The organism is Aquimarina spongiae, from assembly GCF_900141785.1.
GTDB lineage: Bacteria > Bacteroidota > Bacteroidia > Flavobacteriales > Flavobacteriaceae > Aquimarina > Aquimarina spongiae.
The window spans coordinates 47,393-69,945 of sequence record NZ_FQYP01000014.1; the positions used below are offsets into that span (position 1 = coordinate 47,393).

Annotated in this window: 25 protein-coding genes; 16 read left to right on the forward strand and 9 right to left on the reverse strand. The window is 37.9% G+C overall.

All coding sequences use genetic code 11. The features are described from left to right. Positions 1 to 166: 166 nt before the first annotated feature. A complete protein-coding gene (locus BUE24_RS22625) occupies positions 167 to 1,810 on the reverse strand; it encodes a tetratricopeptide repeat protein (RefSeq protein ID WP_139242094.1) in 1,644 nt (547 codons plus the stop codon). 296 nt (positions 1,811 to 2,106) lie between these two features. Then, complete coding sequence (locus tag BUE24_RS22630) at positions 2,107 to 4,089, reverse strand: T9SS type A sorting domain-containing protein (protein ID WP_073321729.1); 1,983 nt, start codon at positions 4,087 to 4,089, stop codon at positions 2,107 to 2,109. Positions 4,090 to 4,298: 209 nt separating this feature from the next. Here BUE24_RS22630 and BUE24_RS22635 point away from each other — a divergent pair, with 209 nt between their 5' ends. The 11 genes from BUE24_RS22635 to BUE24_RS22685 all read left to right on the forward strand — a co-directional run bounded on the left by BUE24_RS22635 (position 4,299) and on the right by BUE24_RS22685 (position 10,085). After that, a complete protein-coding gene (locus BUE24_RS22635; protein ID WP_073321732.1) occupies positions 4,299 to 5,240 on the forward strand; it encodes a 2-hydroxyacid dehydrogenase in 942 nt (313 codons plus the stop codon). Continuing rightward, complete coding sequence (locus tag BUE24_RS22640) at positions 5,234 to 5,854, forward strand: HD domain-containing protein (RefSeq protein ID WP_211483334.1); 621 nt, start codon at positions 5,234 to 5,236, stop codon at positions 5,852 to 5,854. The genes BUE24_RS22635 and BUE24_RS22640 overlap by 7 nt, the downstream gene beginning before the upstream one ends. 24 nt (positions 5,855 to 5,878) lie before the next feature. Next, entirely contained in the window at positions 5,879 to 6,295 is a 417-nt protein-coding gene (locus tag BUE24_RS24405; protein ID WP_073321738.1) for a response regulator transcription factor, read from the forward strand. 102 nt (positions 6,296 to 6,397) lie between these two features. Next, on the forward strand, positions 6,398 to 6,913 hold the full coding sequence (locus BUE24_RS22650; RefSeq protein WP_073321741.1) for a DUF4199 domain-containing protein: 516 nt from the start codon (positions 6,398 to 6,400) through the stop codon (positions 6,911 to 6,913). Positions 6,914 to 6,932: 19 nt separating this feature from the next. Then, positions 6,933 to 7,391, forward strand: a complete 459-nt coding sequence (locus BUE24_RS22655; RefSeq protein WP_073321744.1) for a DUF1801 domain-containing protein — start codon at positions 6,933 to 6,935, stop codon at positions 7,389 to 7,391. Next, positions 7,392 to 7,781, forward strand: a complete 390-nt coding sequence (locus tag BUE24_RS22660; protein WP_073321747.1) for a VOC family protein — start codon at positions 7,392 to 7,394, stop codon at positions 7,779 to 7,781. It abuts the gene before it with no gap. 60 nt (positions 7,782 to 7,841) lie between these two features. Further along, entirely contained in the window at positions 7,842 to 8,228 is a 387-nt protein-coding gene (locus tag BUE24_RS22665) for a TM2 domain-containing protein (protein WP_073321750.1), read from the forward strand. Positions 8,229 to 8,309: 81 nt separating this feature from the next. After that, positions 8,310 to 8,633, forward strand: coding sequence for an ArsR/SmtB family transcription factor (locus tag BUE24_RS22670; protein ID WP_073321753.1), 324 nt, complete (start codon positions 8,310 to 8,312; stop codon positions 8,631 to 8,633). 20 nt (positions 8,634 to 8,653) lie between these two features. Next, positions 8,654 to 9,142: a DUF6428 family protein gene (locus tag BUE24_RS22675; RefSeq protein WP_073321756.1), complete on the forward strand. Its 489-nt coding sequence runs from the start codon at positions 8,654 to 8,656 to the stop codon at positions 9,140 to 9,142. After that, positions 9,143 to 9,640 carry a GNAT family N-acetyltransferase gene (locus BUE24_RS22680; protein ID WP_073321759.1) on the forward strand — a complete coding sequence of 166 codons (498 nt, stop codon included), beginning with the start codon at positions 9,143 to 9,145 and terminating at the stop codon, positions 9,638 to 9,640. It begins immediately after the preceding gene. A gap of 19 nt (positions 9,641 to 9,659) precedes the next feature. After that, complete coding sequence (locus BUE24_RS22685; RefSeq protein WP_073321762.1) at positions 9,660 to 10,085, forward strand: arsenate reductase ArsC; 426 nt, start codon at positions 9,660 to 9,662, stop codon at positions 10,083 to 10,085. 65 nt (positions 10,086 to 10,150) lie between these two features. On the opposite strand, the gene BUE24_RS22690 is transcribed toward BUE24_RS22685, so the two are convergent. The 6 genes from BUE24_RS22690 to BUE24_RS22715 all read right to left on the reverse strand — a co-directional run bounded on the left by BUE24_RS22690 (position 10,151) and on the right by BUE24_RS22715 (position 17,031). Further along, on the reverse strand, positions 10,151 to 11,005 hold the full coding sequence (locus BUE24_RS22690) for a mechanosensitive ion channel family protein (RefSeq protein WP_139242096.1): 855 nt from the start codon (positions 11,003 to 11,005) through the stop codon (positions 10,151 to 10,153). 71 nt (positions 11,006 to 11,076) lie between these two features. Next, positions 11,077 to 12,294 (reverse strand): mechanosensitive ion channel family protein, encoded by a 1,218-nt coding sequence (locus BUE24_RS22695; protein WP_073321765.1) that lies wholly within the window; start codon positions 12,292 to 12,294, stop codon positions 11,077 to 11,079. Between the two features lie 122 nt (positions 12,295 to 12,416). Then, positions 12,417 to 13,412 carry a carboxypeptidase-like regulatory domain-containing protein gene (locus BUE24_RS22700; protein ID WP_139242097.1) on the reverse strand — a complete coding sequence of 332 codons (996 nt, stop codon included), beginning with the start codon at positions 13,410 to 13,412 and terminating at the stop codon, positions 12,417 to 12,419. Between the two features lie 16 nt (positions 13,413 to 13,428). Next, positions 13,429 to 15,234, reverse strand: coding sequence for a GNAT family N-acyltransferase (locus BUE24_RS22705; RefSeq protein ID WP_073321771.1), 1,806 nt, complete (start codon positions 15,232 to 15,234; stop codon positions 13,429 to 13,431). A gap of 53 nt (positions 15,235 to 15,287) precedes the next feature. Next, positions 15,288 to 16,541, reverse strand: a complete 1,254-nt coding sequence (locus tag BUE24_RS22710) for an aspartate kinase (RefSeq protein ID WP_073321773.1) — start codon at positions 16,539 to 16,541, stop codon at positions 15,288 to 15,290. Positions 16,542 to 16,548: 7 nt separating this feature from the next. Beyond that, complete coding sequence (locus BUE24_RS22715; RefSeq protein ID WP_073321776.1) at positions 16,549 to 17,031, reverse strand: GNAT family N-acetyltransferase; 483 nt, start codon at positions 17,029 to 17,031, stop codon at positions 16,549 to 16,551. Between the two features lie 176 nt (positions 17,032 to 17,207). On the opposite strand from BUE24_RS22715, the gene fbp reads away from it, so the two are divergent. The 5 genes from fbp (at position 17,208) to BUE24_RS22740 (ending at position 21,670) form a co-directional block, all read left to right on the forward strand. Beyond that, positions 17,208 to 18,209, forward strand: coding sequence for a class 1 fructose-bisphosphatase (gene fbp, locus BUE24_RS22720; protein ID WP_073321779.1), 1,002 nt, complete (start codon positions 17,208 to 17,210; stop codon positions 18,207 to 18,209). 236 nt (positions 18,210 to 18,445) lie between these two features. After that, positions 18,446 to 18,805 (forward strand): fructose 1,6-bisphosphatase, encoded by a 360-nt coding sequence (locus BUE24_RS22725; RefSeq protein ID WP_073321781.1) that lies wholly within the window; start codon positions 18,446 to 18,448, stop codon positions 18,803 to 18,805. 18 nt (positions 18,806 to 18,823) lie between these two features. Then, positions 18,824 to 19,648, forward strand: coding sequence for a cell envelope biogenesis protein OmpA (locus BUE24_RS22730; RefSeq protein ID WP_073321783.1), 825 nt, complete (start codon positions 18,824 to 18,826; stop codon positions 19,646 to 19,648). After that, the gene (locus BUE24_RS22735) at positions 19,635 to 20,129 is read left to right on the forward strand and encodes a Rab family GTPase (RefSeq protein ID WP_073321786.1); all 495 of its coding nucleotides are present in this window, start codon (positions 19,635 to 19,637) and stop codon (positions 20,127 to 20,129) included. The genes BUE24_RS22730 and BUE24_RS22735 overlap by 14 nt, the downstream gene beginning before the upstream one ends. Before the next feature lie 5 nt (positions 20,130 to 20,134). Further along, positions 20,135 to 21,670 carry an ATP-binding response regulator gene (locus tag BUE24_RS22740; protein ID WP_073321789.1) on the forward strand — a complete coding sequence of 512 codons (1,536 nt, stop codon included), beginning with the start codon at positions 20,135 to 20,137 and terminating at the stop codon, positions 21,668 to 21,670. 49 nt (positions 21,671 to 21,719) lie between these two features. Here BUE24_RS22740 and BUE24_RS22745 read toward each other — a convergent pair whose 3' ends face one another. Beyond that, a complete protein-coding gene (locus BUE24_RS22745; RefSeq protein WP_073321792.1) occupies positions 21,720 to 22,151 on the reverse strand; it encodes a tellurite resistance TerB family protein in 432 nt (143 codons plus the stop codon). Positions 22,152 to 22,553: the final 402 nt, after the last annotated feature.

Sequence of the window (22,553 nt, forward strand, 5' to 3'; positions counted from 1 at the left end):
TTAAATTATAGATAATAAGAATACTGTTGATTTTGAATATGGGGCACTAACTTATTGCCCTACTATTCTGTAAAAATCAGGTGCAAAATTAAGATAACTTTAAGATGACCAAAGGATTAGGGGGTTGCAAAGGGGTTGCAACCACTATTTTTGATGTGGTTACGTTTTATTTTTCGTTTTTTATATACGCAATAATATCTTCTTTAGAATCGACACCTATCTTTTTACGAATACGAGAACGGGAGGATTTTATAGCAGAGACTGTGGTGTTTTGTAGTTTACTTATCTCAGTAGAATTAAGTCCCAAAGTCATTAGACAAAGTAACTCTTTTTCCTTTTCCTTTAACTGGGTGTATTGTTTATCCAGAATCACCTTAAAATCCAAACTCACTTTATTGAGATAGGATTGCAAATCGGTCGTTGTTTTTTTGGTGGCTTTTTCTGAAAGTAAAGAAGCAGATAGCGAGTGTAACGCCATAATGCGTTCTTTTTCATTTTCTAACTGTATAATTTCGCGTATTTCGCCAAGGGTTTTATTGAGTATTTCCTGGCGTAACGAATTATCCACCACTGCTTTTGTTAACTCTTTTTCTCTAGTGACCAATGCCAATTCTGCTTTGACTTTCTCTAACTGCTCTTGTTCTAATTTGTTTTTGGACAACGCAAGCCGATGTTTTGCATTTTTTCGGGTCAACCAAAAAATAATACTTCCCAAAACTAACGCTATAGCAAATAAGATCAGGTATAATTGTTTTTTTGCCGTCTCGTTTTCTAACTGTAATTGATCTGCCTGTTTTTCTTTTTCAAATTTGTAATTAAGCTCTAATGCTGTAATGCGTTTTGCTTTTTCAATATCATTTATAGAATCATTGTAAGCTTTATACATTTTATAATCCTGCAAGGCTTGCTCATAATCCTTTCTGGTCTCGTTAAGGTTACTTCTGCTATAATACTGTTTTACCAAATGCTCTTTTTGCTTTAGTGTTTTGGCCACAGCTATGGCACTATCCAAATAAGGTAACGCCTGATCATACTCTTTGAGTGCGTTATACAATACTGCTACATTGAGATAACTGACACTTAATTCATTTTGATCCAGGAAATCTTTTGAGAGTCCAACATTCTCTTTATAAATTGCGATGGACTTATCAAATTCTTTATTACTGTAGTAGATCGCGGCCAAACTACCATTGGCCTTAGCCAATCTTTCTTTGGAACAAGGCAATGATTTTGCTTTCAATACATGAAAAAGCGCAGAATCATTCTGCTTATTAGCATAGTATACTGTTCCCAACATTTGATAAGATAAAGCAAGGGCATTTACATCTGTCCCCTTCTTTTTTATTGCAATGGCTCTTTTGAGATAACGTTTTGCTTTTTCAAATTCCTTTTGGCGCCGATAAAACATTCCTAAATTATGCAATGTCAAACCAATACTTATGGAGTCTTGAATAGACTCACTAATATCTAGCGCTTTTAAATAGTTGACCAATGCGTCTTCTGCATTACTTTGCTTACTATCTAATATCCCCAAATAGTTGAGTGCTTCTGCTTCACTCTTTTGATAATAATACCCTTTATCATTCTTAGTTTCCAGAAAACCTAAAACCTCATTAATGATGAATCTTGAAGTATCCACATCAAAACGATGCATTTGTTTGACCAGTTCAATTTTATAACCTATTCGAGCAGAGTCGGTAGTCGCTTTTTGAATTTTATATTTTAAATCGCCAACAAGACTATCATGAGATTGTGAACAAACGGTACAGGATACTAATACGGCACTTATATATGTGAGAATTGTTTTCAATAGATGGTTTTTTGGGCAATACGTTGGTTTTATCTCAAAAATACAAGATAATATCTTTGCAACCGCAATGAAACCTTTTTGCAACCCTTTTGCAACCCCGGAGCAAAATCGAATACTTATTCATAGTTGTCTTTGAATTTATCAAACAAGACAGCATTACATGCTTATATTTTTTTGAAAACCCTTTAAACTTATTTTACTTTAAATGAAAACCACCCAATAAATTAGGTGGTTTTCGGCGTAAACAAATCGACTATAGCCCCCTGCCATAGTTTATTTTCAAGATGAGTTTGTGTTTACTGTATCACCATCTTTTTTGTATCTATTTTTCTACTACCTACATACATGGTATAGAAATAGGTTCCTACGGCTAACCCTTCGCTATTGATATAGAGTTCACCATCACCAGTTTTTGTAAGTGCTATTTTAGAGAATACTTGCCCTAGCATATCACTAAACACAATCGTTGCATTAGTAATCCCATCAGGTAGGTAATACTTGATCGTTGTGGTTCCGTTAAACGGATTAGGAATATTCTGGTATAACACAGGCACATTACTTCTATTAGTTGGGTTTTGTGTATTCCCAGAGTTTTGTTCTAATGCTTCAATTCGGCTAATCAGATCCTCAATCAATGCTTGTTGTGTTTGGTTTTCTGAAATCAAATCTGCTATTTCATCCTGAGCATCGATCAAATCACTTTCTAACGGTAGCATGAGCGGTGCCAAATCCACAGTAACCGAATTTCCATCTTGTATCTCGATAGTAAGATCACTCCCATTCAAGTTTGCTGCTGTTAGATCCTGATTATCCGTATTTACATACCCTGAAAAATCCACTGTATTTCCTCCCGAGATGCTCAATACATTAGAACTCAAGTTTAAAGTCTGATTATCCGTTCCTGTTCCGTCTTGCAACACCGATAAATCGATACTATTCCCTCCTGAAATTTCTAACTTCGTATTGGTTAACGTTAGAGTTTGCTCATCGGTATTATCCTGATACTTAGAGAGGTCTACGGCAGTTCCATCGTTGGTTAAACTCAGCGTATTACCACTAAGTTCTAAATCCTGCGCATCCGTATTGTCTAAATATTTGGATAGATCTACCGTTGTTGCATCATTCGTCAAACTCAAGGTATTTGTGGTAAGCTCCAGGTCCTGTGCATCAGTATTATCCAGATAATCCGATAGGTCGATGGTGTTTGTCCCACCAGAGATACTCAATTCGTTAGTATTCAAGGCCAACTCTTGTGCATCCGTATTATCCAAATACTTCGCAAGATCTACGGTCTGAGTAGCTTCTCCATCTCTTTCTAACGATAACTCTAGAGTGTTTCCATCCAATTCAAAAACATCTATGGTTTGATTATCAGTATTGTCCAAGTATTTAGCAAGATCAACGGTGGTAGCATCATTGGTTAAACTCAAGGTATTGTCTGACAACTCAAGATCTTGGGCATCGGTATCAGTAACCCATGCTGTACCATTCCATAGATATAGGTTATTCTCTTCGGTATCGTATACCATCATTCCATTCTCGTCGGTATCCAGACTGGCACCAAAAGTGGTTCGTTGATCCGTAGTCATTCTATTGATCAAAAGTCCCTGGTCGGTTGCTTTCAAATGTATAGAAGCCTCAGAATTGATATTTGGAAATGTGTTACCAGTAAATCCAATACCAACATTACCATCTTCTCCTATAGCAAAAGTATTACTAGGCGTATTGGGCTCTATTTTGAAAGGTAATTTGCTCCCATTAGTTACATCTCTAATAAAAAAGTTAGCTTCGTTTCCGGCAATATCCCAAAGTTGTGTACCAAATCCTCCGTTTTGCCCTAAACGTATTGTTGGAGTATCATTATCCAAAATACTAAGTTCTATAGTTCCCGGGCTACTGGTTCCAATACCAATATTTCCATTATCTGCAATTCGAAACGCATTATTGGGAGCACCTGCATCAATCCTAAATGGTCTCTTGTTTCCTGTGGCATCATCTATCGCAAAATAGCTGTCTCCACCATTACTAGTATCATTAAATGTAAAGCGCCAGTCATTTGCTGGAAATGAACCACTAGAAGTATCATCAAAATACATTCTTAGGTTATTTTCTGTCATCACAAAGGTATCAGACCCAAAAGTGTAACCATTCGAAGCGTCGCCACCAATTTGCATAGATCCTTTGGCAATCACATCTCCATTAAAGAATTGATTTTGTGCAATTATTGACGAAATAGAAAAACTAAACAAGAAGAAAATTAAGGGTAGTTGTTTTTTCATTTATTAAGGGGTTTTTGAACAATTTATTTACGCGGCAAAGCTAAAAATCCACCCCAAATCAGGGTATAGGTAACCCTACGTATTTATGTACGTATACAAACCAATGACATGTAGAGAAATCTTAAATTTTTCAAAAATTATAGGAAGATATCCTGTTATCCCGACCGAAGCTTGTAAATTCGGTATTTTTGCAGACTAACATACCAATAATGAAGATTCTTCACCTAGATACTAATCACCCATTACTCATTGATCAACTTACAGAAGCAGGCTTTCATAATGAAGAGGATTATACCTCATCCAAAACCGAGGTAGAAGCTAAAATTGCGAATTACGATGGTATTGTAATCCGTAGTCGCTTTGCTATTGATCAATCGTTTTTGGGTAATGCTAAAAACCTAAAATTTATTGGTCGCGTTGGAGCTGGTTTAGAAAATATTGATACCGATTATGCGGCAAAAAAAGGAATCCAACTTTTTAATGCTCCCGAAGGGAATCGAAATGCTGTGGGTGAGCATGCTCTGGGAATGATATTGTCTTTATTCAATAAACTAAATCAAGCCAATCAGAGCGTTAGAGATGGAAAATGGTTACGAGAAGAGCATCGCGGTATTGAGTTAGACGGAAAAACGGTAGGGATTATTGGTTACGGAAACATGGGGCGCGCCTTTGCCAGAAAGTTAAGAGGGTTTACCGTAGAAGTCATTTGCTATGACATTAAAAACGATGTAGAAAATAGTGATGCTACGCAGGTGGAACTCGAAGAACTTTTTGAAAAAACCGATGTTTTGAGTTTACACACTCCAGAAACCCCACAAACTATTGGTATGATCAACAAAGCATTTATCGATAAATTCAAAAAGCCATTTTGGTTGATCAATACCGCCAGAGGGAAAAGTGTAGTTACCGAAGATCTGGTAGATGCCTTGCAAAACAAACAAATTCTGGGCGCTGGCTTGGATGTATTAGAGTATGAAAAATCCTCGTTCGAGAATCTATTTACTTCTAAAAAAGAAATGCCAGAGGCGTTGCAAGCACTGATGCAACTAGACAACGTCCTTCTGTCCCCACATGTTGCCGGTTGGACTGTTGAATCTAAGGAAAAGCTGGCGCAAACCATCGTTGACAAAATAAAAGCTCAATTTTGCTAAAAGAGATTTTCATTTCGCTCCTTTCCAAATACTCCAAAGATGAAGAGTATACATTTACTTTATGGAACGAGATAGAAAAAAAACACTCGGGTAAAAAGCGGTATTATCACACGCTTACTCATTTGGAACATATCTACAACCAGCTACATACAGTAAAAGATCAGATACAAGATTGGGATATTACCTTGTTTGCTCTATTCTATCATGATTTCATCTACAATATCCTTAAACAAAATAACGAAGAACAAAGCGCAAAGAAAGCGGTCACTATTCTTGGCACATTAGATATTGATAAAGAACGCATACAACTTTGTTATGAGATGATCATCGCCACCAAGGGCCATCAAATATCCAAACATAACGACATCAATCTATTTACCGATGCCGATTTATCTATTTTGGGTAGTGATTGGGAAGGCTACAAAACATATTTTGAACACGTTAGAAAAGAATACAACTATTATCCAGACCTCCTCTATAATCCAGGGCGTATTAAAATCCTTCGCCATTTTTTAAACATGTTCCGTATTTTTAAAACGGATCATTTTTATGACGCTTATGAAGAAAAAGCGAAGCTAAATCTGCAACAGGAAATCGATATCCTTTCAAAGTAAGCTAGAGTTTTCTAAATTTATGCAGTGAGGAAAACCATTTTCATTTTTGCAGCTCTTGTTATTGCATTGCTTTCTTTATTTCAATTAAGCAAGTACAGTGTACTTACCGGAAGCACCAAAATAGAAATTGTAATTGCCTGTATTGCGTTGCTTTTTTTTGTGATCGGAGTAATTATTAATAAACGAGTGCTACATCGACAAAAAGAAACTTCTACAGTCATTGATCAGCAAAAAATAGAAGAATTAGGACTTAGCAAACGTGAATACGAAGTACTGTGTGAGATTGCTTCAGGATTATCCAATAAAGAAATCGCCCAAAAATTGTTCGTTTCAGAAAGTACCATCAAAACACATGTTTCTAATATCCTGGTAAAATTAGATGCCAAACGAAGAACACAAGCCATTCAAATTGCCAAAGAGCTTCGAATTATAATCCAATAACCCCAAAATCATACCAAAGTCGTATACAATTCATACTTTAGTATGAGTGCTAATTATCGAGTTCGATCTACTTTTGAATCAAACTTTTAAACAGCAAGTACTATGAAAAATACAGTAATACGTTACGGAATTTACAGTGCCATTACCATTTGTGTATTAGCATTGGCGGGTTGGTTCTTAGGTAAAAACTTGGATTACTCCATGCAAAAAGTTATAGGATATACCAGCATGGTGGTATCACTACTTTTTGTCTTTTTTGGGATTAAGCATTTCAGAGATAAAGAAAATAGTGGAATCGTCTCTTTTGGTAAAGCCTTGTTAATTGGTGTACTGATTTCGCTAATCGCTGCATTAGCCTTTGGGATATTAGATGTGATCTACATCAAGTATATCAATCCCGATTTTATGGCCGAGTATTACGCACATTATGTAGAACAAATACGACAATCACTATCTGAAGCAGAATTTAAGATAGAATATGAAAAACTAGAAGCTCAAAAAGAAATGTTCTCTAACACATTTATGAGTTTTCTTCTTATGGCGGCTACAGTCTTTATCATAGGGTTTATCATATCCCTAATTTCTGCACTAATACTACAACGTAAACCACAATCCTAACAATCAAAAAACAAATAGTATGCAATACAAAGCCAGTACACCAGACGAATATATTGAAGCTATCCCTGAAGAGCGAAGAGCTGCAATGAGTACACTGCGAAAAGTCATCAAAGACAACTTACCCAAGGGATTTTCGGAAGTAATCAGTTACGGAATGATCGGTTACGTAGTGTCACATTCGCTCTATCCCGGGGGATATCATTGTGATCCAAAATTACCCTTACCGTTTATGAATATTGCCTCGCAAAAGAATTTTATTGCCGTATATCACAGCGGGATCTATGCCGACAAAGATCTGATGGATTGGTTTGTGGAGGAGTATCCAAAATATGTAAAGACCAAACTGGATATGGGCAAAAGCTGTATTCGTTTCAAAAAAATCGATCAAATCCCAATGGAACTTATCGGCGAGTTGGCGTCCAAAATGACACCGCAGCAGTGGATTGATCTATATGAAAATAACCTAAAAAAGAAATAAATGAAAAACAGGGTAACAGGATTAGGTGGTTTTTTCTTCAAGACCAAAGATCCAAAAAAAGTAAAAGAATGGTACGGTAAACATCTGGGGCTACCTGTAGATGATTACGGATGTACTTTTTGGTGGAAAGACAAAGCGGGTAATGATTGCTCTACACAATGGAGTCCGTTTGCTGAAGACACCTCTTATTTTGCACCGAGCAAAAAAGAATTTATGATGAATTTTAGGGTAGAGAATCTGGTAGAATTACTAGAAACACTCAAAAAAGAAGGAGTTACTGTTGTTGGAGAGATTGAAGAATATGACTACGGGAAGTTTGGATGGATTGTAGATCCCGAAGGGAATAAAATAGAACTCTGGGAACCGATCGACAAAGCTTTTTTGGAATAAAAGTAATTCGAGAACATTTTTTTTGTATTTTTCTTGAAGTAAATCAATTAATTAAACAACATGAGCGAAGAAAACAACAACCTAGGGGATGACATCAAAAAAGGCGCTGAAGAAGCTGCTGAAAGCGTAAAAGAAACTGCCAAAGAGTTTGCTGAAGAAGCAAAAGAGGTATTAGACTCTCAAGACAACAAAAAAATACTGGCAGGAATTCTAGCGATCGTGCTTGGAAGCTTAGGTGTTCATAAATTTATCCTTGGATATCAAAAAGAAGGATTTATCCTTCTAGGATTCTCCATCATTGCATACGTATTGTCATGTTTTGTAATTGGAGTTTTCTTTATTTGGATTCCTGGTCTTATCGGATTAATCGAAGGAATTATCTACCTTACCAAATCTGATGAGGAATTCTACCAGACCTATCAAGTGGGTAAAAAACCTTGGTTCTAGTATAGTAAAAAGTCAGAAAATTATCTTCTGGCTTTTTTATTCAATTTTATTATCGTAATATTGCGATATATAAATAATAAAATGGGAGTTACCAAAACACAAATATTTGACGAACGGCAAAATGAGTTGGCTCACTTTTTTAAAGTATTAGGGCATCCTGCTCGTATTGCTATCCTTCAATACATTAGTAAACAAAATGCTTGTATCTGTAATGATCTGGTAGAGGAAATCGGATTGGCTCAGGCCACAATCTCACAGCATTTAAAAGAACTCAAAAGTATTGGTTTGCTAAAAGGAGAGATCGAAGGCAAACGCATGTGTTACTGTATCGATCTTGACCGATGGAACGCCTTGCAGCAATCGCTTAATTCCTTTTTTAATACTACAAAACATAATTGTTGTTAACACTAAAAACACAAAAACCTATGAATACTTCAGAATTTATCACCCTATTAGCAGAGCACCCCGACAAATCTTTATTATTTGAATACGCTCCAGGAATGTTGGTAGGCACCAACTATCACATCACCGAAGTAAAACATATCACTGTAGATGCTGTAGACTGCGGAGCAGGCACAGACTCTTGGAAAGAAACTATCATTCAACTTTGGGAAAGCCCAAGCGAACTTGGCAAACCAGATTATATGTCTACCTATAAAGCTCTGGGTATCTTAAGAAAAGTAGGAACAATGAAAAGTTATGAGATGGAGGCTCCTGTACGTATCGAATATGGAAACGCCATGTTTCATACCGCTCAGTTGCATGTAACCGGCTTTTTGATCAAAGGCGATCAGCTGATCATGAAACTAGCCGTGCAACCTACGGATTGTAAAGCCAAAGAAACTTGTGGAGTTCCAGAAACTGCTGAAACCACGGCTGCTAATTCTTGTGCACCAGGAAGCGGTTGTTGCTAGATGAGTACCGATATTGCTATATCTAATTTTACTCACCAAGACTGGCTGGTAATTTCTGAGATCTATCGACAAGGAATTGCTACGGGAATTGCCACTTTTGAAACGCAAATCCCAAGCTGGGAACAATGGGATGCTACTCATATTACTTCTTGTCGGTTTAAAGCCGAAATGAACAACGAAATTGCGGGTTGGGCGGCGCTGTCACCCGTTTCCAAACGAGAAGTTTACCGTGGTGTGGCAGAAGTTAGCATTTATATAGCATCAAACTTTAGAAAATTAGGTATCGGTAAGTTACTTTTGCAATACCTTATCAAAGAGAGTGAAGCCGAAGGGTTTTGGACCTTGCAAGCAGGTATTTTTAGCCAAAACAAAGCAAGCATTGCATTGCATAAAGCTTTAGGATTCCGAGAAATTGGATTTCGGGAAAAAGTCGCAAAGCTTCACGATATTTGGTACGACAACACTTTATTGGAGAGACGAAGTAAAAAAATAATATAACCACATAAACACCACCATAATGAATATCTTAGTATTATGTACCGGTAATTCTTGCAGAAGTCAAATGGCAGAAGGCTATTTGAAACATTTTGCCAAAGATCAAGCTACTGTATACAGTGCCGGTGTAGAGACTCACGGGGTAAATCCTCGAGCAATTGCCATCATGAAGGAAGACAGTATTGATATCTCTAATCATACTTCCAACAATCTGGATGAGTATTTGGATATCGAATTTGATTACATCCTTACGGTTTGTGACAATGCCAAAGAAAGATGTCCTTTCTTTCCTGGTAAAGCAGAACGTTTACATTACAACTTCTTTGACCCTTCAAAAGTGGAAGGTACCGAAGAGGAAATTCATGCAGCGTTCACCAAAACCCGAAATCAGATCAAAGAATATTGCAAGGACTTTGTAGAAAAACATGTCACCACTGCAATTTCTTAGTGCTAAATGATACAAAACAAAAAGGTCTCCCAAGGGAGACCTTTTTTATGTTCCAGATAAGGAGATTATCCTTGTTTTTGTATTTCGACAGAGTGTGGGTAAGGAATTTCGATACCTGCAGCATCTAGTGCCAACTTGCTATTTTCTAAGGTTGCAAAGTATACATCCCAGTAATCTTCTGGTTTGGTAAACGGTCTTACTGCAAAATCCACAGAGCTCTCTCCTAGCGCTACCACATTCACAGATGGTGCTGGTTCTTTCAATACCTGTGGATTATCCGTCAATACTTTAAGCAGTACCTCTTTGGCTTGCTTGATATCCTCATCGTATCCTACTCCTATGGTAAGATCCACCCGCATTAGTCCTTCTGCAGTATAATTAATAATATTTCCATTAGCCATTGTTCCATTAGGTACAATTGCTAGTTTATTTTGTGGCGTGGTCAATTTAGTAGTAAAGATTTCTATCTCTTTCACCACACCCAAAACACCTTGTGCTTCGATAAGATCACCGATTTTATAGGGTTTGAAAATCATAATCAATACTCCTCCTGCAAAATTGGCAAGAGAACCCTGCAAAGCCATACCAATAGCCAAACCAGCAGCAGCAATTACGGCTGCAAAAGTAGTAACATCGACACCTAATCTTGATATTACCACAATAATCAAGAATATTTTAAGAGCCCAAGACACCAGATTTAATAAAAACTTCTGTAAAGATTCGTCATATTTACTCTTTGCAAATACTTTGGTCAGTGCTTTGGTGATACGCTTAATCACCCAAGAACCTATGATATAAATTACAATAGCAGTAATGATTTTTGGCCCAAACTCTTTGGCCAAATCGATACCATAATTTATCCATTCTTGTGCTTTTTCAATTCCTTCTTCTGCGTCTACTTGTAAGATCGATAGTAACATTTGTGCGATTTTTAGTATTAGTTTTATGTTTAAAATTAGTAATTAATGTACAGACCGAGATTATCTCAAAATCACCTTTTGCTTTCAAATTTAAATCCAGGTTGTACATAGCCTTCTGGCATATTTTCTGGCGGAACTGTAAGTACATTCCCGTCTCTCACTGCGTGATAATGTGGTGATAGAATCTCTATCCCCGCAGTATGTAATTCGTTCTTAATATTTTCGTGTAGCATCGAATAAATCAATGCCGATTTTTCTGGGTTTTTGGTATATACATTGATTTCGTAATTGACATAGAAATCATCCAAATTTTTCACAAAAACGAAAGGTGTAGGGGTTTCTAGTATCATTGCGGTTTTCTTGGCCCCTGCTATCAGTGCTTTTATAACGTCATTACTAGGCACATCGTATCCAATAGTCACCGAAGTATGCAAGATAATCCCAACATCTTCGGCTGCATTTTTAGTAAAGTTGATGATATGATTCCCCAATATGGAAGAGTTTGGAATAGTTACATCCAGGTTTTTGATGGTTCGAATACGGGTAACCAACAGACTTCTTTCGGTGACATCTCCAATCGTATTCCCAATCTCTACGCGATCTCCCACCTTAAAAGGACGCATATAAGTAATCACCACTCCTGCTACGATATTCGAGATCGCCGAAGTGGAACCCAAAGAAAACAGTACCCCAAAAAATATAGACAACCCTTTGAATGCCGGAGAATCTGATCCCGGGATATACGGAAACACAATAATCAATGCAAACGCAACGATAAATACACGTAACAAGTTAAATGTAGGCCTGGCCCAATCGGCATGAAATCCGTCCAAACGTACGGCTTCTCTTTCCAGCTCTGTAGTCACATATTTTAGAAATTTCAATAGGTACTTAGTAACAAAAAAGATCACCAGAATAAAAAACAGGTTAGGAATAAAACTAACCAATCCATCATACAAGAAGAATAATGGCTTTTTGATGTATCCCAATACGATATCTGCATATTCTTTGGTTTGCGGCATTAAACTAAACAAGAACGGCAAATAAAACACCAAGAAGGTAATGGTCATCGATATCCGTACCAATCGTAATAAAAAAGTAAGGATGTGTCGCTCGCGTCTAGGTGTGATGAATCTAAAAAACTGAGAAAACTTGGCACTACCAAAAAAGATATTGTACTCTAATCGATTCACTTTGGTTTTTAACCAGGCGAACAACTTTTTCATTATAAAAAGAAAGATCAGAATTCCTACTAAGGCAATACCAAAATATACGTATTGTAGCACCATACTAGCGTGTTTAGAACACTAATTTAAGCATATTAATAGGTAAAGACATTAAGGGAAACCGCAAAAAAACAATGGGAAATCGATAAAATGCTCAAAACAACTATCAACCGTCAAGTCACAGCTTACAACCCATAATCCAGTGGTAGTAAGCGTGCCACCTTTTGATTGGTCATTTCTCCATTAAAAAGGATCTTCTCGGTATCAGAAAAATTCCCCAGACCATCAATCAAAAAGTGATCGTTTACATTAAAAATAAGATCCGTTCTATGTTTATTCTTAAACAATACCGTAGTGCGTTTTTGAAGTGGGTACACTTTGGCAAATCCGGGTTCTTTTTCAACCTTAAAAACTCGGTCAACTTCAGTTTTCAAGCCTTTGTGATACACATCAAACTTATTTTGATCAAGTGTCCCTGTTGCCAGGGATCTCATGAAATGTAATCGTGATCCTTTATAGGCGTTCTGGCGTCTTTTATTCAGTGCTTTACTCTCTTCATCAAAAGCCTTAAAATAACTGGTTCCCGCCACATAGAATCCTTTTACATTTTCTCCTCGGTTAAACTTGATTTCAAAACTGACTAAGTTATAGACAATATTGTATCCCAATTGATCATTTTTGATATTGATAGGAACATTTGCACTGGCATAAAGCGTTTGTTCCCCATAATTATAGTACAACCGAATAGCATCTTCGTTAAGAATCTTACAAGTCTTTTGATCCTTTTTATTCCCAATAAAATAAGCTCTAAAATAGTTGAGTTTCTTTTCGCGACTCCAATCATCATTTTGCAAGAACACTGGGTCCAGTTCTTCCAGCTTTTTTTCCATTTGTACAGAAAGGACGTCATCGGGTAAGACTGAAGATGTCTTCAAATATATAGATTCATACCCTAGATAAGCTATAGTAACCTGAGCATCTCTGGGTTGATTTTCTAGATCCAAAATAAAGGCTCCTGAAGCATTGGTTACCGTTCCGGTGGTAGTACCGTCTATATAAATTACAACCCCTTCTAGCGGAGCTTTGGTTGCTTTATCCAAAACTACTCCTTTTAGCACTTCAGCTTGTCCAAACACAAGTAACGGAAAAATTAAAAGTACCATACTTATGTACTTCTCCACTTCTTGTATTTTAATCTTATCGATCACCGTTTTTAAAATACTTCTGTTCTAGCTCTGCCTGAAACTCTTCCATCACCGGTTTTACGGTACTATCAGGAAGATCTGCAATTCGTATATACATCAAACCATCTACAGCGTTGTTAAATAGAGGATCCACATTAAAGGAGACAACTTTTGCATTTTGCTTGATGTACTTCTTGATCAATACCGGAATTCGAAGACTTCCCGGTTCGACCTCATCAATGATTTTATCAAACTTATTAAGGTCACTTTTACTCTCGTCGAATACAAAATCCTTGTCGGCGTCCTTCAGTTTTACCTTGAACTCTTTTTTAGGTCGTACATACTGTGCCACATAAGGATCGTAGTAATGGGATTTCATAAACTCGATCATCAACGACTTCGAGAAGTTACTGAACTTATTACTGATACTCACCCCACCGATTAGGTATTTATGTTCTGGGAAACGAAGGGTACAATGCACAATTCCTTTCCAAAGTAAAAACAAAGGCATAGGACGTTGCTGATACTCTTTGATGATAAACGCTCTACCCATTTCGATAGACTGGCTCATCATTTTATGCAATTCTGGTTCGAATCGAAATAAGTCCTGTAGATAGAAACCATCAATCCCAAAATTCGCATAAATCTTGGCTCCCATCCCCATGCGATAGGCTCCTGCCAATCTTTTGGCACCATTATCCCACAAAAACATGTGATGGTAATAGTCATCAAACTTATCCAGATCGATCGAATTATTGGTTCCCTCTCCTATTTCTCTAAAAGTGATCTCTCGCAATCGACCAATCTCGTTTACGATATTGGGAATGTCTTTTTTCTGTGCCAAAAAGACCTCGTAGTTCTTACTGAGTAATAACCGCTTGTCATTTTCTCTACAAAACTCGAGTTCGGCTTCGATAACTTGCGAATTACCCTCTCCCGCAATCTCTTTGGGAGATTTAGGTATTTTTAAGTTAGGTATGGATTCGCGTAATGTCTTTTTCTCATATGGATTGGCTAGCATATAGGTTTTTTTACGTAAGAAATTCGTAAAATCCTCTAGATCTGTATGCTCTTCCTGATCTTTTACCGAAATTGGATTACCGATACGCACTTTTATAGTCTTGCCATCCTGCGAGAACAACTCACTAGGCAATTTGGCGGTTCTAAGTGAACCACTTATGGATGCCAAACGATAAAACAACCTACTGTTTCGTGCATGAAAATAAATTGGGATTACCGGAACTTTTGCTTTTTGCACCAAACGCATTGCACTGGGTTCCCAGGCTTTATCTACATAATTCTTTCCTTCTTTTTTGGTGGATACCTCTCCTGCAGGAAATATCCCTAGCGGCCTACCTTCTCGGATATGCATTATCGCTTCTTTGATCCCGGTATGACTCGATTTTGCATCTTTTCTATCCTCAAAAGGGTTAACCGGCATCACAAAAGGCTTCAACGGTTTGAAATTGTGCAGTAAGAAATTGGCAATAATCTTATAATCCGCTCGATGCTCAATCATCAATTTGAGCAATAAAATACCATCCAGACCTCCTAGCGGATGGTTGGACAACGTAATAAAAGATCCATCCTTGGGCAATCTACGCAAGTCTTCTTCGGGAATCTCATATTTTACACCATACATGTCGAGTACCCCGGTAAGAAATTCTAATCCTTCGAGATGCTTGACACTATCATAGTGCCTATTAACGGCAGAAACACGGGTAACTTTTAATACCACCCAACCGATAAAGGTTCCTATAAAACCCAGTTTATCTAGTTTAAGACCCGTGGCTACCTCTTTTGCTGTGACTATAGGCATTCATTATAATTTGTGATAACCGCAAATATAGCAAAATCCATGAATTGATAGCCCTACTCTTTGGCTACCATTTGATAGGTTTCTCTAGTAATTTGCTTTAACAAAATGTCTTTATTCTTCTCTAAAGACGTAATTGCTTGATCTGTAAAATGACGAATGGTATACAAAGCAACACCAGTATTGTAGGTAACTTTAAATTTTGCTTTTAGGGTAGAAAGCACTTTCTCAAAATGATGGAATTTGTCGTCCAGGCATACCGAGAAACTAATCGCCGAATTTTGAATCAAATCTACTTTGATATGATACTGATGAAATAACTTAAAAATCTCGCTAATATTGTCTTCTACAATAAATGAAAAATCCAGTGAAGAAAGGGATACTAAGATCTGATTTTTCTTTACAATATAGCAAGGGATATAAGGATCCAAAGGCTGCCCCTTTTTTACAGAGGTGCCATCGGCCTTTGGGTTTAAAAACGATTTTACATACAAGGGGATTTCTTTGCGTTGCAAAGGCTGGATCGTTTTGGGATGTATTACAGATGCCCCATAAAATGCCAGTTCTATAGCTTCGCTATAGGATACTTGGCGTAGTAACTTGGTGTTTTGAAACACTCTGGGATCTCCGTTTAATACTCCAGGAACATCTTTCCAGATGCTTACACTATCTGCACCAAGACAATACGCAAAAATCCCAGCGGTATAATCACTACCTTCACGCCCAAGTGTTGTGGTAAAATTATTAGCGTCTGATGCGATAAATCCCTGAGTAACACTCAAGGTATTTCGATCCACTTTATCTCGAATGGTTTGTTGTGTGCGTTCCCAATCTACGGTAGCATCTCGATAGGTAGTATCGGTTTTGATAAGCTCACGAGCATCTATCCATTGATTAGCAAATCCCTGATCAGCCAGGTATTCGCTAATGATTGTTGTAGAGATCAACTCTCCATAACTGACCACCTGATCATAGATATAATCGTATTGTTTGGATTTGTTACGATCCAGGGTGGTTTGCAAATCGGTAAACAGTGCCTGTGTTTTTTGATAGATTGGATGTTGTTTATGCTCAAAAAGCGCATCGACAATATCAAAGTGATAGCGATGCAAGTCGATCATTTGCGTTTTTAGTTCGGACTCTTGTTGCAGATAAAATGCCACAATCTGCTCCAGGGCATTGGTTGTTTTTCCCATAGCAGATACTACCACTACCAATTGCTCATGCCCAGTTTGCTTAAGCACTGTAGCGACATTTTTTACACCATCGGCATCTTTTACCGATGCACCCCCAAACTTAAAAACCCTCATGCACCTTTTAGTTTTTGTTTACAAAGGCGTGCAGTCCTTGCTCATCCATTTGCACTACCTGCCATCCATCAAGGATGCGGGCACCACTTCTTTCGTAAAACTTGACAGCCGGAGTATTCCAATCGAGTACATTCCATTCTACACGTCGTACCCCCTGTTCTTTTGCATATTGCATCACCTGAGTGTATAACGCCATCCCAATACCTGTACCTCGCATAGATTCTCTCACGATCAGATCTTCAAGATGTACGGTACGACCTTTCCAGGTAGAGAAACGAAAATACACCAATGCAATCCCAACAATTCCTTGATCTGCAGTTTCTGCAACAAAGCAATGAAACAAAGGATGCGCTCCAAAACCTTCTCTAGTAAGGTCTTCGACAGTAACCTCGACCGCTTCGGGTTCTTTTTCAAAATCCGCCAACTCCTGGATCAAATCCAGTACCTGTGGCATATCCTGGGCAGTAGCCTCTCTTATCGTATAGCTCATAGAAAAAAAGTTTATCAAAACTATAAAATATGTTAGAGAAACCAGACAATTTTCTAATGTTATACGCCTGCAAGTTTAATTTTTGTAATTCGCAGCAAAGTTTCAGAATTTAAATTGACGAAAACGATATAGTTGCCTAAAAAATAATACTTTTGCAGCATAAAAACGCACCTTAAATGACACGCAAGAACCAAACCTTAGGAGAATTTATTATTGAAAACCAAAAGGATTTCCCGTACGCCAGTGGTGAGTTATCTCGTTTGATCAACTCGATTCGATTGGCTGCAAAAATGGTAAATCACGAGGTAAACAAAGCAGGTTTGGTAGACATTACTGGTGCGGTGGGCGAGACCAATGTACAAGGTGAAGATCAGCAGAAACTAGATGTTTTGGCTAATGAAACCTTTATCAATACGCTTACGAATCGTGAGATCGTTTGTGGGATCGCTTCTGAAGAAAATGACGAATTCATCACCATCAAAGGGCAAAAAAATGACCACCGCAATAACTATGTAGTGCTTATGGATCCTTTGGATGGCAGTTCTAATATCGATGTTAACGTATCGGTTGGAACCATCTTTTCGATTTATCGTCGTGTTACCCCATCGGGTACTCCAGTGACTATCGAAGACTTTTTACAACCCGGTAACTTGCAGGTTGCTGCTGGATATATCATTTATGGTACTTCTACGATGTTGGTTTATACTACGGGTAATGGTGTAAATGGTTTTACATTGAACCCTGCCCTGGGAACGTATTATCTATCACACCCCAATATGCAATTTCCTGAGGATGGAAATATCTACTCGGTAAACGAGGGGAACTATGTACATTTCCCACAGGGAATCAAAGATTATATCAAGTATTGCCAGGAAGAAAAAGATGATCGCCCATATACCTCTCGATATATTGGGTCGCTGGTAAGTGATATTCATCGTAACATGATTAAAGGTGGCGTGTATTTATACCCTAATACCGCCAAATCGCCAAATGGAAAACTACGTTTATTATACGAATGTAATCCTATGGCCTTTATTGCGGAGCAAGCCGGAGGTAAAGCCAGCGACGGTTTCCGAAGAATATTAGACATCAAACCTACCGAACTACACCAGCGTACCCCTTTTGTTTGCGGTAGTAAAAATATGGTAGAAAAAGTAGAGTCTTTTATGCAAAAATAGTTTTGAATCCCCTTGTATTTTGTATGCTATCGGGGAATCAATAATAATTGTATATTTGCGCCATCCCTAATAAACCTTCAGCCCAAAAGGCACATAACGTATCACTCGTTCTTTTTGCCAAAAAGAAAACGTAAAAATACCGTATTTTAACATTTACGTCCTAGACTCCTTGTTTTTAAGGTTTTTATGTTAAATTTACGGATAGGTGAATTATAAACTAATAAATCAGCTCAACAATGGCCAAAAACAATAAAGCTGTACAAGAAAAAGAAGAAGTTGTAAATGATCCTTCTTCAAAAATAGAAGCGATAAAGAATCTTATTTTTGGGGATAACATTGCCGCCTATAATTCTGAATTTGAAATAGTCAAAAAAGACATTCTATCCAAAAAGAAAGAACTAGAAGGTTTTATAGAGGACACGCGTAACGAATTGAATCAAGCGATAGATAATTTAAGCACTGATATTAATATTCGTCTTACCGAGCTTGAAGATAAGTTGGCAGACAAAGCCGAGACGCTAGATGCTCAAAAAGTAGATAAAAAAACATTGGGAGATCTACTGATCACGCTAGGAGAAAATATCCAACAAAAGTAATCCCATCTGTCCAAGATTATGGAAGAGCAGGATAAACTAAAACTTCTTAAGGAACTTCTTCTTACCGAGGAAAAGGAGTTTGCGGATTCTATTGCTCAAAAAGTTGAAGAACTGAACAAGATTGTACATCAAAAGCAGGAACTATCGTATAAGGTAGATCCTATTATCGATGACAAACTCGAAGAATTTGTAGAAGAAATCCCAAAAACGCTAGGGCCAACGATTACCCAAACCCTAAAAGAGGAGATCAAAAACTCGCAAGATGCGGTGGTAGAGGCGTTGTTCCCGATCATTGGTAAAATGATCAAAAAGTACATTGCCCACGAGATGCGATTGCTAAGCGAGAACATCAGCCGGCAGACCAAAAAGGCCTTTTCTTTCAAAAACTGGTTTCGACGTACCAAAGCCCGTGCTCAAGGAGTAAGCGAAGGCGATCTTGCGCTATCTGACTATGCCAAGCCTCGATTGATCCAGATGTTTGTGGTAGAAAAACACTCGGGCATCCTGATTACCGATTACAGCCCCATGTCTGAAGGGACCATCGACAAAGAAATGGTAGCTGGAATGCTAACTGCCATCAAGAGCTTTGTAGAAGATGCTTTTGAGGGTGGAGATCAAAATTTGGAGCTGATCGAATACGAATTATATACCATACATATCCAGAATTTTTATTCTTATTACATTGCAGCTGTAATCTCGGGTGCGTATTCGATGATGTTTAAAGAGGTACTAGAAGACCAATTGTTAGAGTTTGCTCAACGACATATATCGAATAGAGATTTAGAAAACAGCGCCCTTTTCACTAAAAAACTTAAAAAATATTTTGCAGATGACATTGTCTAAAAAAGTTGTGCTTTTAGGACACTTCGGTGTTGGTAAAACGTCCTTATTTCGCCGTTTTGTCGATAACGAATTTTCAGAAGAATATAAAGTAACGCTTGGCGTACAAATCAAAAAGAAAGTGGTTGCTCTACCCGACGGCAGAGAACTATCGATGATCATGTGGGATACCGAAGGGCATTCTGACAGCGTTGAAGATACTCGTAAATCCTACCTGCTAGGATCGCATGCCTTTATCTATGTATTTGATATTACCCGAGAGGAAACCTATAAACACCTAAATCAGGATCTGGAATATTTGACAAAAAACTACGCCAAGGTCATTACCAAGGTGATCGGTAATAAACTGGATCTGGTAAAAGAAAAAGACGTTGTCGCCCACCTAAAAGAAGAAAACATCCCTTTTGATTGTTTGACCAGTGCCAAAACCAATAAAAACGTACAGGATTTCTTTTCAGAACTTGCTGTAGCCATTACCCAGTAACACCGATGAAAAACGATACCCTCCCATTACAATATCATCAACAGGTTCAGGTAACTTCTGTTTCGTATCAGGGGATTATCGAAAATACCGATGCTACCCTTTTTGATTGGAAAAAAGGAACTTCCATTTTTGATGCACATCCCTTCTTTGAAATGTTACGTAGTTTTATGGAGACTCCAGGAACCGAAGCGCTTCAGTTTCCTTGTATTCATATCGAAAATGGCAAAGATGATTTTATTTGTGATGTATCTATACAGATCAATCCGGATATCATTACCGTGATCCTTTTTGACTATACCACAAAATACAGGGAGGTGAATCAAATTGCGCAGCAAAAGAACGAATCTATACTACGCAGCCGGCAGCTTGAATTGAATAACCAGTACCTGCTCGAGAAAGAAGCTTTTAAAAACAGCTTTATAGCGAATATCAATCACGAGATACGTACTCCGCTTACCAGCATTTTGGGTTTTGTAGAAGTGTTGGAAAAGACCAAACTTTCTTTTGAACAGGAAGAATTGGCTCGTATCATCAAACGAGAGAGCAAGCATTTGAACGCCCTGATCGATGACATGATCGATATTTCTAAAATCGAGTCGGGAACCTTAAAGATTGTTCAGGAACGATTCTCATTTGAAGAACTGGTCCGTGGATTTGAAGAAACCTATAGTAAAGTAGCCGAAGAAAAAGGAATTGCTTTTGAAAGTGATATCGAAGACAACATACAGGAATACCTGATCGGGGATCGCACCCGGGTATATCAGATCCTGAATAACTTATTAAACAACGCTTTTAAGTTTACCGAAGAGGGTAAAGTATCGTTTATTGTTTCCAAAAATTACCAGCGCACCAATAAGCTGAGCCTTACCTTTAAGATCGAAGACACTGGTTTTGGTATTTTGGAAGAAAACATCCCGCATCTGTTTGAGCGTTTTACACGTTTTGAGCAAGACAAGCAGATCTCGGGAACCGGTTTAGGATTAGCAATCGTAAAAAACCTGGTCGATCTGCAAAACGGAGAAATCAAAGTAGAAAGCACCCCAGATCAGGGAACTAGTTTTATTGTAAAGCTTCCGTTTAAGTTTGAAGTTACCAAAAAGACCGCTCCAGAGCGTAAAAAGAAAAAATACACACTCCCGGATACCAAAAAGAAATTTAGAATCCTGGTGGTAGAAGATGAGGAAATCACGCAATACCTGATCATGAAGGTACTAATCACCCAAGGAACCTTTTTTGTGGATATTGCGATTAATGGCGAAGAGGCGATTAGTTATCTAGAGCGCCGTGCCTATGATTTGATCCTGATGGATCTATCAACCTCTAAACAAGATGGTTTCCAGACCACGCATATGATCCGTAATAATTATGGGGATAAGTTTATCTCGCAAATCCCGATAATTGGGTTTTCGGGCAGGGCTGATGAAAATGCACGTGATAAATGCATTCGATCCGGGATGGATGATTTTATCGCCAAACCCTTTGAGCAGGAAGATCTGATTTATAAAATCACCAAACAGATAGCAAAAAAGGCAGCCGATTAGGCCGCCTTTTTATTTTGGTTGGTGTGGTTGTATATCGTATAGATGATTATTATCTATTCATGTTTTTGATCTGTTCTACAAAGTCATCACCGTCTACTCCTTGATCTACCAAGGTAAGTGCTTTGTCTACCACATACTTTGCATTTTCGGTACGGAATCCTAAACCGATACATAGTTTTTCTAGCAATTCTACCTGATCGTCTCCTTTGATATGATCTGCATATACCATTCTTGCCAGATCAAACAAACGCTCTAATCTACGGTTATAATCTGCCGGCGGGTTGATTGGGTGCAACTGATAGTTTTTAAGAATCTCTTTATAATCGTTTTCAGAAATATCGAGGTTGCGTGCTAATCGATCTAAGAAGGCTCTCTCTTCATCGGTGATCACACCGTCACTCATGGCTACTCTAACGATGGCTGCAAAATGGTCCTGATTTCGTTTCTGGAACCCACTATCAAATAAATCAGATATTGACATCATGTACTTTGGTTTAATTTGCCGCAAATATAGTTAAACTCTACACCTTTTAAAATAGAAGCCTCTGCTTTTTTTGGTTACCACTAATCGAATGCAAAAATAGCCCCTTTTTGCTTGATCGACAGCAATCCTACCATTCGTCTACACCAAATCGGGTTTGAGCCCAAACCAACCGTTTTTGGGGGATAGAAGGCCTACTTTTATACCATAAGAAATAAAAAACGGTTCGTGGCTGATGAAACATAAAGTAAGTAACCGGGAGTTGCCTCTAAAAAGAAACATAAGCCCACCTAAACATATTGATCTTAAGATCGCATATCGTCAACCAAAAACAGCCACTGGATCGTGGCTGTTTGTTTTTTTCTTATAAATTAAGGAAACTAACTTTAATGCTTGTAACTG

Bases quoted from the DNA above. Each gene is read 5' to 3' on its own strand.
- BUE24_RS22630 (WP_073321729.1), bottom strand. From the start codon at position 4,089: ATGAAAAAACAACTACCCTTAATTTTCTTCTTGTTTAGTTTTTCTATT.
- BUE24_RS22635 (WP_073321732.1), top strand. From the start codon at position 4,299: ATGAAGATTCTTCACCTAGATACTAATCACCCATTACTCATTGATCAA.
- BUE24_RS22650 (WP_073321741.1), top strand. From the start codon at position 6,398: ATGAAAAATACAGTAATACGTTACGGAATTTACAGTGCCATTACCATT.
- BUE24_RS22655 (WP_073321744.1), top strand. From the start codon at position 6,933: ATGCAATACAAAGCCAGTACACCAGACGAATATATTGAAGCTATCCCT.
- BUE24_RS22660 (WP_073321747.1), top strand. From the start codon at position 7,392: ATGAAAAACAGGGTAACAGGATTAGGTGGTTTTTTCTTCAAGACCAAA.
- BUE24_RS22665 (WP_073321750.1), top strand. From the start codon at position 7,842: ATGAGCGAAGAAAACAACAACCTAGGGGATGACATCAAAAAAGGCGCT.
- BUE24_RS22670 (WP_073321753.1), top strand. From the start codon at position 8,310: ATGGGAGTTACCAAAACACAAATATTTGACGAACGGCAAAATGAGTTG.
- BUE24_RS22675 (WP_073321756.1), top strand. From the start codon at position 8,654: ATGAATACTTCAGAATTTATCACCCTATTAGCAGAGCACCCCGACAAA.
- BUE24_RS22680 (WP_073321759.1), top strand. From the start codon at position 9,143: ATGAGTACCGATATTGCTATATCTAATTTTACTCACCAAGACTGGCTG.
- BUE24_RS22685 (WP_073321762.1), top strand. From the start codon at position 9,660: ATGAATATCTTAGTATTATGTACCGGTAATTCTTGCAGAAGTCAAATG.
- BUE24_RS22690 (WP_139242096.1), bottom strand. From the start codon at position 11,005: ATGTTACTATCGATCTTACAAGTAGACGCAGAAGAAGGAATTGAAAAA.
- BUE24_RS22695 (WP_073321765.1), bottom strand. From the start codon at position 12,294: ATGGTGCTACAATACGTATATTTTGGTATTGCCTTAGTAGGAATTCTG.
- BUE24_RS22705 (WP_073321771.1), bottom strand. From the start codon at position 15,234: ATGCCTATAGTCACAGCAAAAGAGGTAGCCACGGGTCTTAAACTAGAT.
- BUE24_RS22710 (WP_073321773.1), bottom strand. From the start codon at position 16,541: ATGAGGGTTTTTAAGTTTGGGGGTGCATCGGTAAAAGATGCCGATGGT.
- BUE24_RS22715 (WP_073321776.1), bottom strand. From the start codon at position 17,031: ATGAGCTATACGATAAGAGAGGCTACTGCCCAGGATATGCCACAGGTA.
- fbp (WP_073321779.1), top strand. From the start codon at position 17,208: ATGACACGCAAGAACCAAACCTTAGGAGAATTTATTATTGAAAACCAA.
- BUE24_RS22725 (WP_073321781.1), top strand. From the start codon at position 18,446: ATGGCCAAAAACAATAAAGCTGTACAAGAAAAAGAAGAAGTTGTAAAT.
- BUE24_RS22730 (WP_073321783.1), top strand. From the start codon at position 18,824: ATGGAAGAGCAGGATAAACTAAAACTTCTTAAGGAACTTCTTCTTACC.
- BUE24_RS22735 (WP_073321786.1), top strand. From the start codon at position 19,635: ATGACATTGTCTAAAAAAGTTGTGCTTTTAGGACACTTCGGTGTTGGT.
- BUE24_RS22740 (WP_073321789.1), top strand. From the start codon at position 20,135: ATGAAAAACGATACCCTCCCATTACAATATCATCAACAGGTTCAGGTA.
- BUE24_RS22745 (WP_073321792.1), bottom strand. From the start codon at position 22,151: ATGTCAATATCTGATTTATTTGATAGTGGGTTCCAGAAACGAAATCAG.